General features: G+C 61.1%; 14 protein-coding genes and 4 tRNA genes. 17 read left to right on the top strand and 1 reads right to left on the bottom strand.

Annotated elements, in window-relative coordinates; all coding sequences use genetic code 11:
• Positions 1-386 precede the first annotated feature (386 nt).
• A tRNA-Ser gene (locus AB5I84_RS07190) sits at positions 387-476 on the bottom strand.
• A 173-nt stretch (positions 477-649) separates the two neighbouring features.
• Between AB5I84_RS07190 and AB5I84_RS07195 the strand changes: the two genes are divergently transcribed.
• The 17 genes from AB5I84_RS07195 (at position 650) to gspK (ending at position 13,211) form a co-directional block, all read left to right on the top strand.
• Positions 650-1,501 carry an SIMPL domain-containing protein gene (locus AB5I84_RS07195; protein ID WP_369455180.1) on the top strand — a complete coding sequence of 284 codons (852 nt, stop codon included), beginning with the start codon at positions 650-652 and terminating at the stop codon, positions 1,499-1,501.
• A gap of 6 nt (positions 1,502-1,507) precedes the next feature.
• Positions 1,508-1,888, top strand: coding sequence for a fluoride efflux transporter FluC (locus AB5I84_RS07200; RefSeq protein ID WP_369455181.1), 381 nt, complete (start codon positions 1,508-1,510; stop codon positions 1,886-1,888).
• Positions 1,885-2,277, top strand: coding sequence for a fluoride efflux transporter FluC (locus tag AB5I84_RS07205; RefSeq protein ID WP_369455182.1), 393 nt, complete (start codon positions 1,885-1,887; stop codon positions 2,275-2,277). The genes AB5I84_RS07200 and AB5I84_RS07205 overlap by 4 nt, the downstream gene beginning before the upstream one ends.
• Positions 2,278-2,372: 95 nt before the next feature.
• A complete protein-coding gene (gene uvrY / locus AB5I84_RS07210; RefSeq protein ID WP_369455183.1) occupies positions 2,373-3,014 on the top strand; it encodes a UvrY/SirA/GacA family response regulator transcription factor in 642 nt (213 codons plus the stop codon).
• Positions 3,015-3,076: 62 nt separating this feature from the next.
• The gene (uvrC, locus tag AB5I84_RS07215) at positions 3,077-4,915 is read left to right on the top strand and encodes an excinuclease ABC subunit UvrC (protein ID WP_369455184.1); all 1,839 of its coding nucleotides are present in this window, start codon (positions 3,077-3,079) and stop codon (positions 4,913-4,915) included.
• A gap of 100 nt (positions 4,916-5,015) precedes the next feature.
• Positions 5,016-5,627 carry a CDP-diacylglycerol--glycerol-3-phosphate 3-phosphatidyltransferase gene (gene pgsA, locus AB5I84_RS07220; RefSeq protein ID WP_369455185.1) on the top strand — a complete coding sequence of 204 codons (612 nt, stop codon included), beginning with the start codon at positions 5,016-5,018 and terminating at the stop codon, positions 5,625-5,627.
• A 119-nt stretch (positions 5,628-5,746) separates the two neighbouring features.
• Positions 5,747-5,822: transfer RNA gene (locus AB5I84_RS07225), tRNA-Gly, on the top strand.
• Between the two features lie 100 nt (positions 5,823-5,922).
• A complete protein-coding gene (locus AB5I84_RS07230; RefSeq protein WP_369455186.1) occupies positions 5,923-6,501 on the top strand; it encodes an LOG family protein in 579 nt (192 codons plus the stop codon).
• Positions 6,502-6,706: 205 nt separating this feature from the next.
• Positions 6,707-6,780, top strand: a tRNA-Cys gene (locus tag AB5I84_RS07235).
• 39 nt (positions 6,781-6,819) lie between these two features.
• Positions 6,820-6,906 (top strand) — tRNA-Leu (locus AB5I84_RS07240).
• A gap of 378 nt (positions 6,907-7,284) precedes the next feature.
• Positions 7,285-8,817 (top strand): type II secretion system ATPase GspE, encoded by a 1,533-nt coding sequence (gspE, locus tag AB5I84_RS07245; protein ID WP_369455187.1) that lies wholly within the window; start codon positions 7,285-7,287, stop codon positions 8,815-8,817.
• Positions 8,817-10,043: a type II secretion system inner membrane protein GspF gene (gene gspF, locus AB5I84_RS07250; RefSeq protein WP_369455188.1), complete on the top strand. Its 1,227-nt coding sequence runs from the start codon at positions 8,817-8,819 to the stop codon at positions 10,041-10,043. Before gspE ends, gspF begins: the two co-directional genes overlap by 1 nt.
• 17 nt (positions 10,044-10,060) lie before the next feature.
• Positions 10,061-10,498, top strand: a complete 438-nt coding sequence (gene gspG / locus AB5I84_RS07255; RefSeq protein WP_369455189.1) for a type II secretion system major pseudopilin GspG — start codon at positions 10,061-10,063, stop codon at positions 10,496-10,498.
• On the top strand, positions 10,482-11,096 hold the full coding sequence (locus AB5I84_RS07260) for a type II secretion system protein (protein WP_369455190.1): 615 nt from the start codon (positions 10,482-10,484) through the stop codon (positions 11,094-11,096). Before gspG ends, AB5I84_RS07260 begins: the two co-directional genes overlap by 17 nt.
• Complete coding sequence (gene gspI, locus AB5I84_RS07265; RefSeq protein WP_369455191.1) at positions 11,093-11,530, top strand: type II secretion system minor pseudopilin GspI; 438 nt, start codon at positions 11,093-11,095, stop codon at positions 11,528-11,530. Before AB5I84_RS07260 ends, gspI begins: the two co-directional genes overlap by 4 nt.
• The gene (gene gspJ / locus AB5I84_RS07270; protein WP_369455192.1) at positions 11,527-12,162 is read left to right on the top strand and encodes a type II secretion system minor pseudopilin GspJ; all 636 of its coding nucleotides are present in this window, start codon (positions 11,527-11,529) and stop codon (positions 12,160-12,162) included. The genes gspI and gspJ overlap by 4 nt, the downstream gene beginning before the upstream one ends.
• Complete coding sequence (gene gspK, locus AB5I84_RS07275; RefSeq protein ID WP_369455193.1) at positions 12,150-13,211, top strand: type II secretion system minor pseudopilin GspK; 1,062 nt, start codon at positions 12,150-12,152, stop codon at positions 13,209-13,211. The genes gspJ and gspK overlap by 13 nt, the downstream gene beginning before the upstream one ends.
• Position 13,212 lies beyond the last annotated feature (1 nt).

Below are 13,212 nucleotides of genomic sequence, written 5' to 3' on the forward strand. Positions count from 1 at the left end.
TTCGCCGCAGCGAAAACAGAGCGTCCTCGGACTGGCATACCGCATGGATGACGGGTGCCGCGAACGCGCGGCCCGCTGGGCAGGCACATTGCCCACTAGCGCTGTAAGCGCGAACAGCTTGGAAGTGTTGCAAGGTGAAGTCGACTGGACCGCTCGCGGGCCGAAGTCACGCAGTGGTGGAGCCTGAAAATGATTGAGCCGCCGCGAGACGGGAGGGGCGCGTGGGGTCAATGATAACAACACACTCTAGCTGCTCACCTTGCAGCTTCTCCACTGCCAGCAGCGCAAAGAGCCGTCTTCGCAATGACTGCAGCCATTGTCGTTTAAACGCGAAAGGATGGATCAGAAAGGTTGGAGCGGCTCAGCGCTGGGCGCAGATAAGAAGATGGCGGAGGGGGTGGGATTCGAACCCACGGAGGACGCAAATCCTCGGCGGTTTTCAAGACCGCTGCATTCAACCGCTCTGCCACCCCTCCGTAACGCGTTGTGGTGCGCGAATTGAAGGACGCATAATAGCGTCTGCTTTGACGACGTCAACAGTGTGTTGATGATGTCTGTCGCCAACGGTCGTCAGCGACCCCGTGGCGGCGCTGTCGTCCAATCCCGTTCCGGTGTGCTGAGCCACACCCGCCCCCCAAGGAGTCCCTCGATGTCTGCGATTTCCCGCACTGGTTCATTGGTCCTGCTATGTTCGGCCACCGCCCTGACGTTGGCCGGCTGCAGTGCTCCGGAGCGCCCCACTGCGGTGGATACCCGCCCGCTGTGGGAGCAGGGGCCGTCGCTAGAAGTGATCGGCCGCGCATTCCGTGAAGAAGCGCCCAATCGCGCACGCTTCAGCGTTACCTACCAAACCAAAGCTGAGACCAGCGAAGCGGCGTCTGCAGCTGCGGTGGAGCGTGCTAATGCGGCCACTGCGGCCATGCGAGAGGTAGCTGGAGAGGATGCACTGCGGGTGCAATCAGACCTGAGTGTGCAGCCGTATTACCGCCAGGTCAGCGTACGCATCAATGAGTTTGAGGAGCGGCTGCAGGAAAACGTGCACCCCGACGCGCTGCTCGGCTACGTGGCGCGGGTGACGGTGGCAGTGGAGGTGCTGAAACCAGCGCAAGCCAGTCTCGTGCGTGGCGCGGCACTGGCGTTGGGGCCGCAGCAGAGTGGGGCACTCGGCTTCTATCTAGAACCGGATGCGTCGCTGCAACGGGATGTGTTTGCTGACGCCATGGCTGACGCCGCCGCTCGCGCCAAAGCGGCAGCGGCGGCGACCGGTGCCAAATTGGCCGGGGTATTGGTGGCGCAGGAGGGCAGCGGCCCGTGCCGGGGACAGAGCCAGGGCGCGATGGGTCGCAGCGCGATGATGGATCATGTGGCGCTGCGTTCCGCGCCGGCACCCGCACCGACTATGAATGCGGGCCGCGAGCGTGCCGAGAAGTTTGCGCTGGCCGCGGATCAATCTCCGCAGCAACTCAGCAGCAGCGTGTGCGTGATCTACGCGCTGAAATAAGCCGTTATGGAACCACTGTCTTCCTGGTCAATGCTGGCGATGGTCGCGGTCGGCGGTGCGCTTGGCGCGGTGCTGCGTTTCGCTTTGGCGCGCGCGGCTGACCGGCCGCTACTGCCGTGGGGAACCTTGGCGGCCAATCTGGTGGCGTCGGCGGTGCTGGGCATGTTGGCGGCCGGGGCGCCGCCCTCGCCGGTATGGCAATTGCTGGTGATGGTGGGCGTACTGGGCAGTCTGTCCACGGTGTCGTCCTTGGCAGGACAGGTGATTGGGCTCTGGCACCGGCCCGCCGGTCACTGGCTTGCGCTGCGTTATTTACTGCTGTCTCTATGCTTAGGCATCGCGGCCGCCGCGGCCGGTTACCAGCTGGGAGCGGGGTTGTGGCCGTGAACGGGATTAGGCTCTCTGAATTGCTGTGGGTGGCCGCCGGGGGCGCTCTCGGCGCTTCGCTCCGCTGGGGAGCCGGCCTGGCGGCGGAACTGGCGTCGCTGGACTGGAGCTGGCTTTGGCTGGTAAATGGGTTGGGGGCCGGGCTGATGACACTGCTGGCCGCATGGCTGGACAACCCGCGCCGGCCAGTGGCGCTATTCTGGCAGGTCGGCGTGCTCGGTGGCTTCACTACCTTTTCGTTGTTCAGTGTGGAAGTGGTGCGCATTGGCGCCGATAGCCTTTCCCAGGCATTGGTGTATGCATTGTGCTCGGTCCTGGTGTGGTTGGCGGCGGCGGAATGTGGTCGGCGGCTGGGGCAGAATCTTCGGCAGCGGCGCGACAACGGCTGACAGGCCCGCCACACCAGGCGTGTTAGGCTGCACCGGTCTCCAACGGGGGAGGCAGGGTGCCGGGAGGGCACGCGGAACGTAGCAAGGAGACCAAAATGATCAAGGTAATGGTGGTGGATGACCACGATCTGGTACGCACCGGCATTGCCCGCATGCTGGCAGATGTGGATGGCATCCGTGTCATCGCCCAAGCAGCCAGCGGCGAGGACGCGGTGCGCATCAGTCGCGAGCAAGAGCCGGACGTGGTGTTGATGGACATCAAAATGCCCGGTATCGGTGGCCTCGAAGCCACCCGCAAGATGCTGCGTGCCAATGATGGCATCCGCATCATCGCGGTGACGGTGTGTGAGGAAGAGCCGTTTCCCTCGCGGGTACTGAAGGCCGGTGCCGTGGGTTACATCACCAAAGGTGCTGATATCGACGAAATGGTGCGCGCCATCCGCGTGGTCCACGCCGGTCAACGTTACATCAGCCCGCATATCGCTCAGGCCATGGCGCTTAAACCCTATAGCGCCGATGCCACGCCGTTCGAGCTGCTGTCTGAGCGAGAGCTGCAGATCATGATCATGATCGTCAACGGCCAGAAGGTGCAGGACATCTCTGACAAGCTGTGCTTGTCACCGAAAACGGTGAACACCTACCGCTACCGGATTTTCGAGAAGCTGAACATCAATACTGACGTGGAAATGACGCTGATCGCGATGCGTCACGGCATGCTCGACACCGAAACCGCCTGAGTTTTGTCCACGGCCGGCATGGGCCGTATCATGCAGACGTCCTTGGTCACCCAGACGTCTGCATGTTCAATCCTGAAACCACCGTACCGTTCGATTCTGCCCAATTCCTGCGCCATTGCAGCCGCCGGCCGGGCGTATATCGCATGTACGGTGCCGATGACAGCATCCTCTATGTCGGCAAAGCCCGTGACCTGCAGGCGCGGTTGAACAGCTATTTTCAGAAAAACGTCAGTTCGGTGAAAACGCGGGCGCTGGTACAGCGCATTGCCCGCATTGCCACCACCGTGACCGCTGACGATACCGAGGCGTTGCTGCTGGAGCAGGCGCTGATCAAGGAATTGCGACCGCCGTACAATATCTTGCTGCGCGACGACAAGTCCTATCCGTACATCCGTATCAGCACTGAGCAAGCTTTCCCGCGCGTCAGCTTCCATCGCGGTAAGCGCCGCAGTGGCACCCGTTATTTTGGCCCTTATCCCAGCGCTGGCAGTGTGCGCGAAGGGCTGGCAACGGTGGAGAAGGTGTTCCGGCTGCGCAATTGCCCGGACAGCTATTTCAACAACCGTACCCGTCCTTGCCTGCAATATCAGATCAAGCGCTGCACCGGCCCCTGCGTCGGGTTGGTGTCTGAAGCGGATTACCGCAGTCAGGTCAGTCTGGCGATCGACTTTCTCGAAGGGCGTGACACCGCGGTATCGCAGCAGCTGGAACAACGCATGCTGGATGCGGCGCAGGCGCAGGATTTCGAGCGCGCTGCCGAACTGCGAGACCAGCTTGCCGCCATCCGCCAGGTGCAGCAGAAACAATATGTCGATACCCAGCGTGGTGATGCGGACGTGTTGGCAGTAGCCAGCGCCCCCGGCGTGGTGGTGGTGGAGTTGCTGATGGTGCGCCAAGGCCGAGTGCTCGGGCACCAGAGTTATTTTCCTCGCTATCGCGGCGAGGAAACCGAGCAAGATGTATTGGAAGCCTTCCTCGCCCAGTACTACCTCAACGATCTCGGGGACCAAGCGCTACCGGCGGAGGTATTGCTCGATCGCCAAGTCGAAGTGGCTGATACGCTGGCTGATGCGCTGAAACAATCGCGTGGGCGCCGGGTGCGCTTCGCCAGTGCGGTACGTGGCGAGCGCGCCGGTTGGCTGCGTATGGCGCAAGCTAATGCCAACCAGAGCTTGGCCGCTCATCTGGCCACGCAGTCCAATCTGGACCAGCGCTTTGCAGCGCTTGGCGAACTGCTCAAATCAACGCCGCCGCAGCGTATTGAATGTTTTGATATCAGTCACACCGGCGGCGAGAACGCGGTGGCCTCCTGCGTAGTGTTCGGTCCGGAAGGCGCAATTAAGGGAGACTATCGGCGCTTCAATGTGTCGCCACCACAGGCCGGTGATGACTACGCGGCGTTGGCCGAAGCGGTCACCCGCCGTTATGAGCGGGTGACGCGCGAAGGCAAAGCGCTGCCAGAACTGCTGCTGATTGACGGTGGCAAGGGACAGGTGAGGGCGGTACACGACGCCCTGGCCTTGCTGACATTGCCGGACGGCATGCGCGTGCTCGGCATCAGTAAGGGGCCGTCTCGCAAAGCGGGTCTGGAGGTGCTGCACCCAGTGCAAGGGGCGCCGCTAATCCCCGGCGCTGATCACCCCGGCCTGCACTTGCTGCAGCAAGTCCGTGATGAAGCCCACCGGTTTGCCATCACCGGTCACCGGGCTCGACGCGGCAAGACGCGCAGCAGTTCGAGCTTGGAAGGCATTCCCGGGATCGGTCCGCGGCGGCGGCAACAGTTGTTGCGTCATTTTGGCGGTTTGGCGCAGCTCCGCGATGCCAGCCGTGAGGCCATCGCGGCGGTGCCAGGCATCAGCGATGTACTCGCCACCAGTATTTACGAGTGGTTGCATGACTGAAGGCCGCAGGCCGATGAAGTCGTAGAACGAATGTGGCTATAATGTCGCGCCGATTCGTTCGGCGTGCCGCCCGCCCGCAGTTGATGAGCTCGAGAACAGCATGCCGGATTCAAACAGTCATACCTCCCATCTCAATTTGCCGAACCTGCTGACCTTGGCGCGCTTGGCCTCGATCCCGGTGTTCATCCTGGCGTTTTATCTGCCGTACAACTGGAGTGGTTGGTTGGCGGCCGGTATTTTTCTCGCCGCCGGCATCACCGACATTCTTGACGGCTACCTCGCGCGCCGCATGAAGCTGACCAGTCGCTTCGGCGCTTTCCTGGATCCGGTGGCGGACAAACTGATGGTGGCTGCCGCACTGGTGGTACTGGTGCAGAATCATGCCACCGCGTGGTTGGCGATTCCGGCGCTGGTGATCATTTCCAGAGAAATCGCGGTGTCCGCGTTGCGTGAATGGATGGCTGAAATCGGTCAGCGCGCGCGCGTGGCGGTGAGCTGGGTCGGCAAGGTGAAAACGGTGATGCAAATTGCCTCGATCACTGCGTTGTTGGTGCAGACCCCGGGGAAGACCAAGGCCGGTGACCTGTTGATGACCTGGGATTTGTGGATTTCCTACGGCTTGCTCTATATCGCTACAGTCCTGACGCTGTGGTCGATGATGAGTTATCTGAAAGCGGCTTGGCCGGAACTGCGCCCAGGCGCTGCCCGCTGAGTAAATTGCTTGAAAATTAGGCAGTTGAGCGGGATTGGCTGGAGCAAGGCTTGACAGTCCTGCGCAGAAAGATAGAATGGCCACCGTTGTCACCCATGCAGCAGCAGGATGGCAGCCAAGCGGGAATAGCTCAGTTGGTAGAGCGCAACCTTGCCAAGGTTGAGGTCGCGAGTTCGAACCTCGTTTCCCGCTCCAACATTCACCTGCTCTGGCAGGTAACAGGAAAGGTGCTTCGGCACCTTTTCTCGTTTCTGCGTTATTGGTTTTCCTGACCTCACCGCAAAGGAGGTGCAGCTTGCACATTGCCGTTTTCTGCGGATCCAACCCCGGCCATCAACCTATCTATCGTGACGCAGCAGTGCAGCTTGGTACCGCGATCGCGGAGCGTGGCCACAGCTTGGTCTACGGTGGTGCGTCAGAGGGGCTAATGGGCACAGTGGCTGACGCCGCGCTTGCCGCAGGCGGTGAGGTGATTGGCGTACTACCGCAGGGACTGCAAAAAAAGGAAATGGCGCATTTGGGGCTGACCGTGTTGCATCTGGTCGACAGCATGCACGAGCGCAAGGCGGCGATGGCTGCGCGGGCGGATGCATTCATCGCCTTGCCGGGCGGCGCCGGCACGCTGGAGGAAATGTTCGAGGTCTGGACTTGGGCGCAGATCGGCGATCACAGCAAACCCTGTGCCTTGTTTAATGTGGCCGGGTTCTACGACGGCCTGCTGTCATTTCTCGACCACGTTAGTGCGGAGGGCTTCATGAAACCGGCGCATCGACAGACTTTGCTGGTGGATACTGAGGTGTCTGCATTGCTGGATCGCTGCGAGCAATATCAGGCCCCGGTGATCAACAAATGGTATGGCCATCAGCCCGGTTGATCGAAATAACAGCAATCAAACTCAAGGTGGTTGCCACCATCGGGCAACTGGGCCATAATTCGGCCTCGCTGCACACATGGGGTGAAAAGATCAGCGATATCAAGGAATTAGCTTTTTATGATTCCTTGCCTAAGAACCTCGCGGTAGATCCGGCAGGATGCAGGAAAACCGGAACAATAGGTGCTTAGGTGTCTCACCGATCAAAGGCGCGGTAGCAAAGTGGTTATGCAGCGGACTGCAACTCCGTATACGCCGGTTCGATTCCGACCCGCGCCTCCAATTCCCGAAGTTCTCGTCAGCGTTTCAGCAGCCCCCTGAGCCCGGGTGGCGAAATGGGTAGACGCATGGGACTTAAAATCCCTTGTCCTTCGGGGCGTGCCGGTTCGAGTCCGGCTCCGGGCACCATTCTTCTGAACACCTCCTTCTGTTCTCACATGATCCGATCAGCTGCGCTGGACGCGGCGGTGATCTTTCTGTCATGCCGTGCCTTTACACTGCCGTTTTGTCGTCGCAGCACTGCCGCTGGGCCGTGGCCGGGAACTGTCGCCTGGCCGTTGTACTCAATGCAGGCAGTGGTTTCGGCGGTTGTGCCGGCGCAATCGCAATGGCAATGTAGAGCGCTTGGTACATGCCGGTGTGGGGTGAGCCGCGCGTTGGCGGCCACGGGCAAGGACGCGCCGATGCCGTAGCGTGCTGCAGGCATCACAACAGAACAAACAGTGTCAGCACCAGGCCGTAATGAACGAGCGGCATGGTGCAGTTTGGATGGGAGTCACACCAATCATGTCTGAAGCCATCTCTGCCGCGGAACTGCTGGTGGACGAGGATGAGGCGTCGCTGCCGGCGGTGGAAAGCCGTGAATTACTGCCGTACAGCTATGCCCGCCGCCATGGTGTGTTGCTGCGGCGGCAGGACGGCCAGCAGGAACTGTGCGCGGTAGCGCCGCTAGAGCTGCGAGTGCTGGCTGAGGTGCGCCGTTGGCTCGGCCACATGCCGAGCTTAGTGACACTGGACGAACCGGCTTTCAAAAGCGCGCTGGCGCTGACCTATGAACAGCAGCGGGGCGGCGCGCTGGAAGCGGTGGACGATCTGGAAGGGCTTGACCTCGCCAGTCTCGCCGAAGCACTGCCGGAAACCTCCGACTTGTTGGAACAGGAAGACGACGCGCCGATCATCCGTCTGATCAACGCCCTGTTGCAGGAAGCGATCCGCGAAGACGCCTCCGATATCCATATTGAAACGTTCGAACGCCGCTTATTGGTACGCATGCGCGTGGACGGTGTGCTGCGCGAAGTGCTGTCGCCGCGCCGTGAGCTGGCGCCGCTGCTGGTCTCGCGCATCAAGGTCATGGCGCGCTTGGACATTGCTGAAAAGCGCGTGCCGCAGGATGGTCGTATTTCGCTGCGCGTTGGGGGCCGCGATGTGGACGTGCGGGTGTCGACCATGCCGTCCAGTAACGGCGAGCGGGTGGTGATGCGTCTGCTCGACAAGCAGGCCGGCCGTCTGCACCTTGCGCACCTGGGCATGGGCGAACTGTGCTATCGGGAAATGATGGAGCAGATCCATAAACCCCACGGCATCATTCTGGTGACCGGACCGACTGGATCCGGTAAAACCACCACGCTCTACGCCAGCCTTACAGAGCTGAATAACGCCACACGCAACATTCTCACCGTGGAAGATCCGGTGGAATACCAGCTCGAAGGCATCGGGCAGACCCAGGTCAACAACAAGGTCGACATGACTTTTGCGCGCGGTCTGCGCGCCATCCTGCGCCAGGACCCGGATGTGGTGATGATCGGCGAGATCCGTGACCTGGAAACTGCGGAGATCGCGGTGCAGGCCTCGCTCACCGGTCACTTGGTATTGTCCACTTTGCACACCAACACTGCTGTCGGCGCGGTGACGCGGTTGCAGGACATGGGCATCGAGCCGTTCCTGCTGTCGTCGAGCTTGCTGGCAGTGATGGCTCAGCGGCTGGTACGGGTGCTGTGTTCCCAGTGCAAGGAAGGCTATGAACCCAGTGACAGCGAGCGCGAGCTGATGGGGCTTGCCGCCGATGCGCCAGTGACGGTGTACCGCCCCAAGGGCTGCGATCACTGTAACCAGCTTGGCTATCGCGGCCGGACCGGCATCTATGAACTGGTAGTGATCGATGATCCCACCCGCGAGATGATCCACAGCGGCGCCAGCGAACAAGCGCTGGAAAGCCGTGCTCGCCAGCGCACTCCGGGTATCCGCGACGATGGCTGGCGCAAGGTGTTGGCTGGCGAGACCACCATTGAAGAAGTGCTGCGCGTCACGAGGGAAGGCTGATGCCGGCGTTTGAATACCGCTCACTGGATGCCGCTGGCAAAGTCCGCAAGGGCTTCATGGAGGCCGACAGTGCCCGCATGGTGCGCCAGAAACTGCGCGACAAAGGCTGGGTGCCGATTGATGTCAGCGAGACCCGCGACCAGAAAGGCGCGCCGTCGCTGCTCAGCCGGCTCGGGCGCAGCGGCAATCTCAATATGGGCGAGCTGGCGCTGTTCACGCGCCAATTATCGACCCTGATCCGCTCCGGTCTGCCGGTGGAGCAGGCGCTGGCAGCGGTGGGGCGCCAGGCCGGCAAGGTCCATGTTGAACGCATCGTGATGGCGATTCGCGCCAAGGTCTTGGAAGGCCACAGTTTGGCCCGCGCCTTGGGCGAATTCCCGCGCGCGTTCTCGGAGATGTACCGTGCCACCGTGGCCGCCGGCGAATCCAGTGGCCACCTCGAGCAGGTACTGGAGCAACTGGCCGAATATCTTGAAAACCGCGCTGATACCGGTCGCTCGGTGATGCAGGCGTTGATTTACCCAATCTTCATGTTGGTGTTCTCGGTGCTGGTGGTGGTGGCGCTGATGACCTACGTGGTGCCGCGCATGGTGGAGGTATTCACCAATAACGCACAGGCGCTGCCGTTCATCACCCGACTGGTCATCAGTGTCAGTGATTTTTTCCGTGATTGGCTGTGGCTGGTGGCGCTGCTGCTGGTAACCGGCGTCGTACTGTTCGTGCGTGCATTGCGCAATCCCAAGTTCAAGTTGCGGGTGCACCGTCGGTTGGCACGCATGAAGTTGCTGGGGGCGTTGATCTGCACCACCGAAAGTTCGCGTTTGGCCAGTACGCTCGGCATCCTCTCACGCAGCGGCGTGCCGTTGGTTGAGGCATTGGATATTTCTGCCCAGGTGGTCGGCAACCTGGCCATCCGCGAGGCGGTGCGCACCGCTACACACCGAGTACGCGAAGGCGGCAGTCTCAGCCGAGCGCTGGAGCCGAGCGGTTATTTCCCGCCGATGCTGGTGCAGATGATTGCCAGTGGTGAGGTGAGCGGCGAGCTGGACCGCATGCTCACCCGTGCTGCTGAGTATCAGGAGCGGGAAATGGGCGCGGTGGTCAATACCATGGTCAGCCTGTTGGGGCCGATGATGCTGCTGATGATGGCTGGCTTGGTGGTGGTGATCGTGATGGCGATGATGCTGCCGATCATGCAGATGAACAGTATGTTTGGCTTACGATGACGCGGTTGGAGAAAACCATGAAGACAATGTCCCGGCGTAGCCGGCAACAGGGCATGACCTTGATCGAAATCCTGGTGGTAGTGGCCATCATCGGTCTGATTGCCGCCATGATCGTGCCCAACGTAATGGGCCAGAGTGAGCAGGCGCGGGTGGATCTGGCCCGTTCCAATATGGCCAGCATCGCCACCGCGCTGGATATGTACCGGCTGCAGAACGGCCGTTACCCGTCCACCGAGGAAGGCCTGCGGGCACTGGTGGAGCGCCCGGCATCAGCGCGTACTTTCCCGGATGGTGGCTACCTGCGCAGCATCCCCAAGGATCCTTGGGGCACTGACTACATCTACGCCAGCCCGGGCCAATCCGGTCCGTTTGATCTGATGAGCTTGGGCGCGGACGGTCAGGAAGGTGGTGACGGCGTCAACAGCGACATCCTGTTCCGTGACGGCGAACGCTGATCTGGTGCATCGCCAGCGGGGTTTTACCCTGCTGGAAATCTTGGTGGTGGTCGCCATCGTTGCGTTGTGCGCGGCGGTGATCATCCCCAACGTCAGCGTTACCGGTGAGCAGGCGCTGGAAAAGGACGCCGCTCAGGTCACTGATCTGGTGGCGGTGCTCAGCGAGCACAGCCTGTTTTCCGGTGAATTGGTGGGACTGTACCTGTCTGATGAGCGGCTGATGCCGCTGCGTTTTGACCCCGATGAGCAGAAATTCATGCCGTTCAGCAGTGATCGGCGCAATGGCATCGCGCCGTTGACGCTGGATGGTAGCGTGCGCCTCGAATGGCAGTTGGTGGAACCCGGCAGCCGTGATGATGAGCGCCGTCATGATAGTGCGCCTAGTGAACAAGGGCTGTCGCTGGCCGATGCCGCCGAGGCACGGCTGACGACGGGCGAAAAACGTGAAGACAAGCGCGAACGGCCGCAGCTGTATTTTTTCCCCAGCGGTGAATCCACTGCCGCCACGCTGATGCTGCGGGAAGTGGGGCAAAGCGAAATGCCGCTCAAATTGAAGCTCGACACCTTCGGTCGCATCACTCGAGAACCGTCGGCATGACGCGGCAGGCGGGCTTTACGCTGGTGGAGGTGCTGGTGGCGCTGGCACTGCTAACGGTGGGCATCATGGTGATGATGGAGACCATGGGCTCCACCGCCAACCACGCCCGCATGCTAGAAGACCACACCGAAGCCTACTTGGTGGCCAGCAATAAGCTGGTGGAATACCAGGTGTTCAACCAGTACCTCAATGTCGGCACCAATGACGAAGTGTTGAAGCCGGATGAGGACAATCCTTACGGCCGCACCTGGCATATCCGCACTAAAGTCACCGCCGGGCCTTACCCCGACACCCGCCGAGTGGATATTGAAGTAGGTCCAGAGCCGGCCTCTGGCTCGCAGCGGCAAGTCACCTTCGTGCTCACCAGCGTGCTTGGCAAACCGGCGCCACGCTTTACTCCCGCCGCCAGCGATGATCAGGATCCGCAATCATGAGGCGCCGGCAACGCGGCTTTACGCTGCTGGAAGTAGTGATTGCGGTGGCGATCTTTGCGCTGATGTTTGTGCTGGCGCAGATGGCTTTCCACGAATCGCTCAACAACCGCGATCTGCTGGGTGACTACCTTGGTCGTCAGGAGCAGCACCAGCGGCTGTTGCTGACCTTATCGCAGGATTTCGAGCAAATGATCGCGCGCCCGGCGCGGGATGGCTTCGGTGATCTGCAGCCGGCGCTACGCGGCACCCTAGAGGGGGTTGAATTTACCCGCCTCGGTTGGGCCAACCCATTTGCGTTGCGCGCCCGCAGCGAGCAGCAGCGCGTCAGCTACTTGCTGGATGAAGACAAATCACTGATTCGGCGCACCTGGCCGGTGCTGGACGTAATCGTGGGTACCGAGCCAGAAGACACCGTGCTGCTAGAGCAGGTGAAAGAGTTGAAAGTCCGCTATCTGGACCAAGGCGAGAATGGCGATTGGGTGTGGCTGGAGCGTTGGCCGGACGTGAATTTGGAGCAGACCCCGCCGCTGTACCAGCGGTTGCCGCGTTCGGTGGAACTGACCATCGAACTGGAAGACGGTCGCCGCATTCATCGCTTTTTCCGCACGGTGGTGAACCCATGGGCGCTTTGACATTGCGCCGCTCGCGCGGCTTTGCCCTGATCGTGGTGCTGATGTTGCTAGCGCTGATGACGATTCTTGCCACCGAAGTGCTCTACCGCCAGGACCGCTTCCGCGCCCGCACTGAAAATCTTACGGACTGGGACCGACGTTACCAGTACGCCATTGCCGCAGAAGCGGTGGCGATTCAAGCGCTGATCGACGACCTCGACCATGACCGTGAGCGCGCCATCATGGTCGACGACTGCGTTGATGACCGCTGGGCAGTGCGAGTGCCGCCGACCCCCTACGAAGGCGCAGTGTTGGCTGCCACCGTGCAAGACTTGCAGGGGCGCTTCAACCTCAACTCGCTGGTGACCGGGCAGGGCACCGAATTCCTGCGAGATGAACTGGCCCGCGAGCGGTTGGCACAGCTGCTGTCCACCTCGCTGAGCAACCCAGCCAAAGCGCAGCGGCTGTCCCATGAAATGGCTGACTGGCTCGACAGCAACAACATGGTAGATGGCGTAGAAGGCGCGGAGGACGCTGATTACCGCTGGCGCCGCACGCCCAACGTACCGGTACTGCATGAGTCAGAACTGCGCGCGTTGCTGAGCATGAGCGCTGAAGACATTCCTGATGACCGCTTTTGGAATCTTTACAGCGCACTGCCGATCGGCGCCAAACTCAATATCAATACCGCGCCACTGCCGGTGCTGGACGCCTACTTCGCCACCACCGTCGGCAACGCCGGCACCGAATTGATTGAGCGTCTGCGCACCGAAGCGGCTATCCAATCGCTTGATGACCTGTTTAACCAGGCGCCGTTCGTGGCGCTGGAAGAAGAGCTGAAAAACCAACTGCGCGAAGCACTGGATGTGCGCTCCAGCTATTTTCAGGTGGTGGTGGAGATCGAATACAACGGCCAGCGCAGCCGGCTGGTGAGCCGGCTGATGAGAGTGAATGAAGGCGATACCGCGGTGTATAGTCGGCAACTGGTGCCGATCCTCGGGCCGATGCCGCCACCGTGCAATGATTTCTACAATCAGGACATGCTGCAGCAGGCGAACAACAAGGAATGAA

The organism is Alcanivorax sp. REN37, assembly GCF_041102775.1.
In the GTDB taxonomy this organism is placed as follows: Bacteria; Pseudomonadota; Gammaproteobacteria; order Pseudomonadales; family Alcanivoracaceae; genus Isoalcanivorax; species Isoalcanivorax beigongshangi.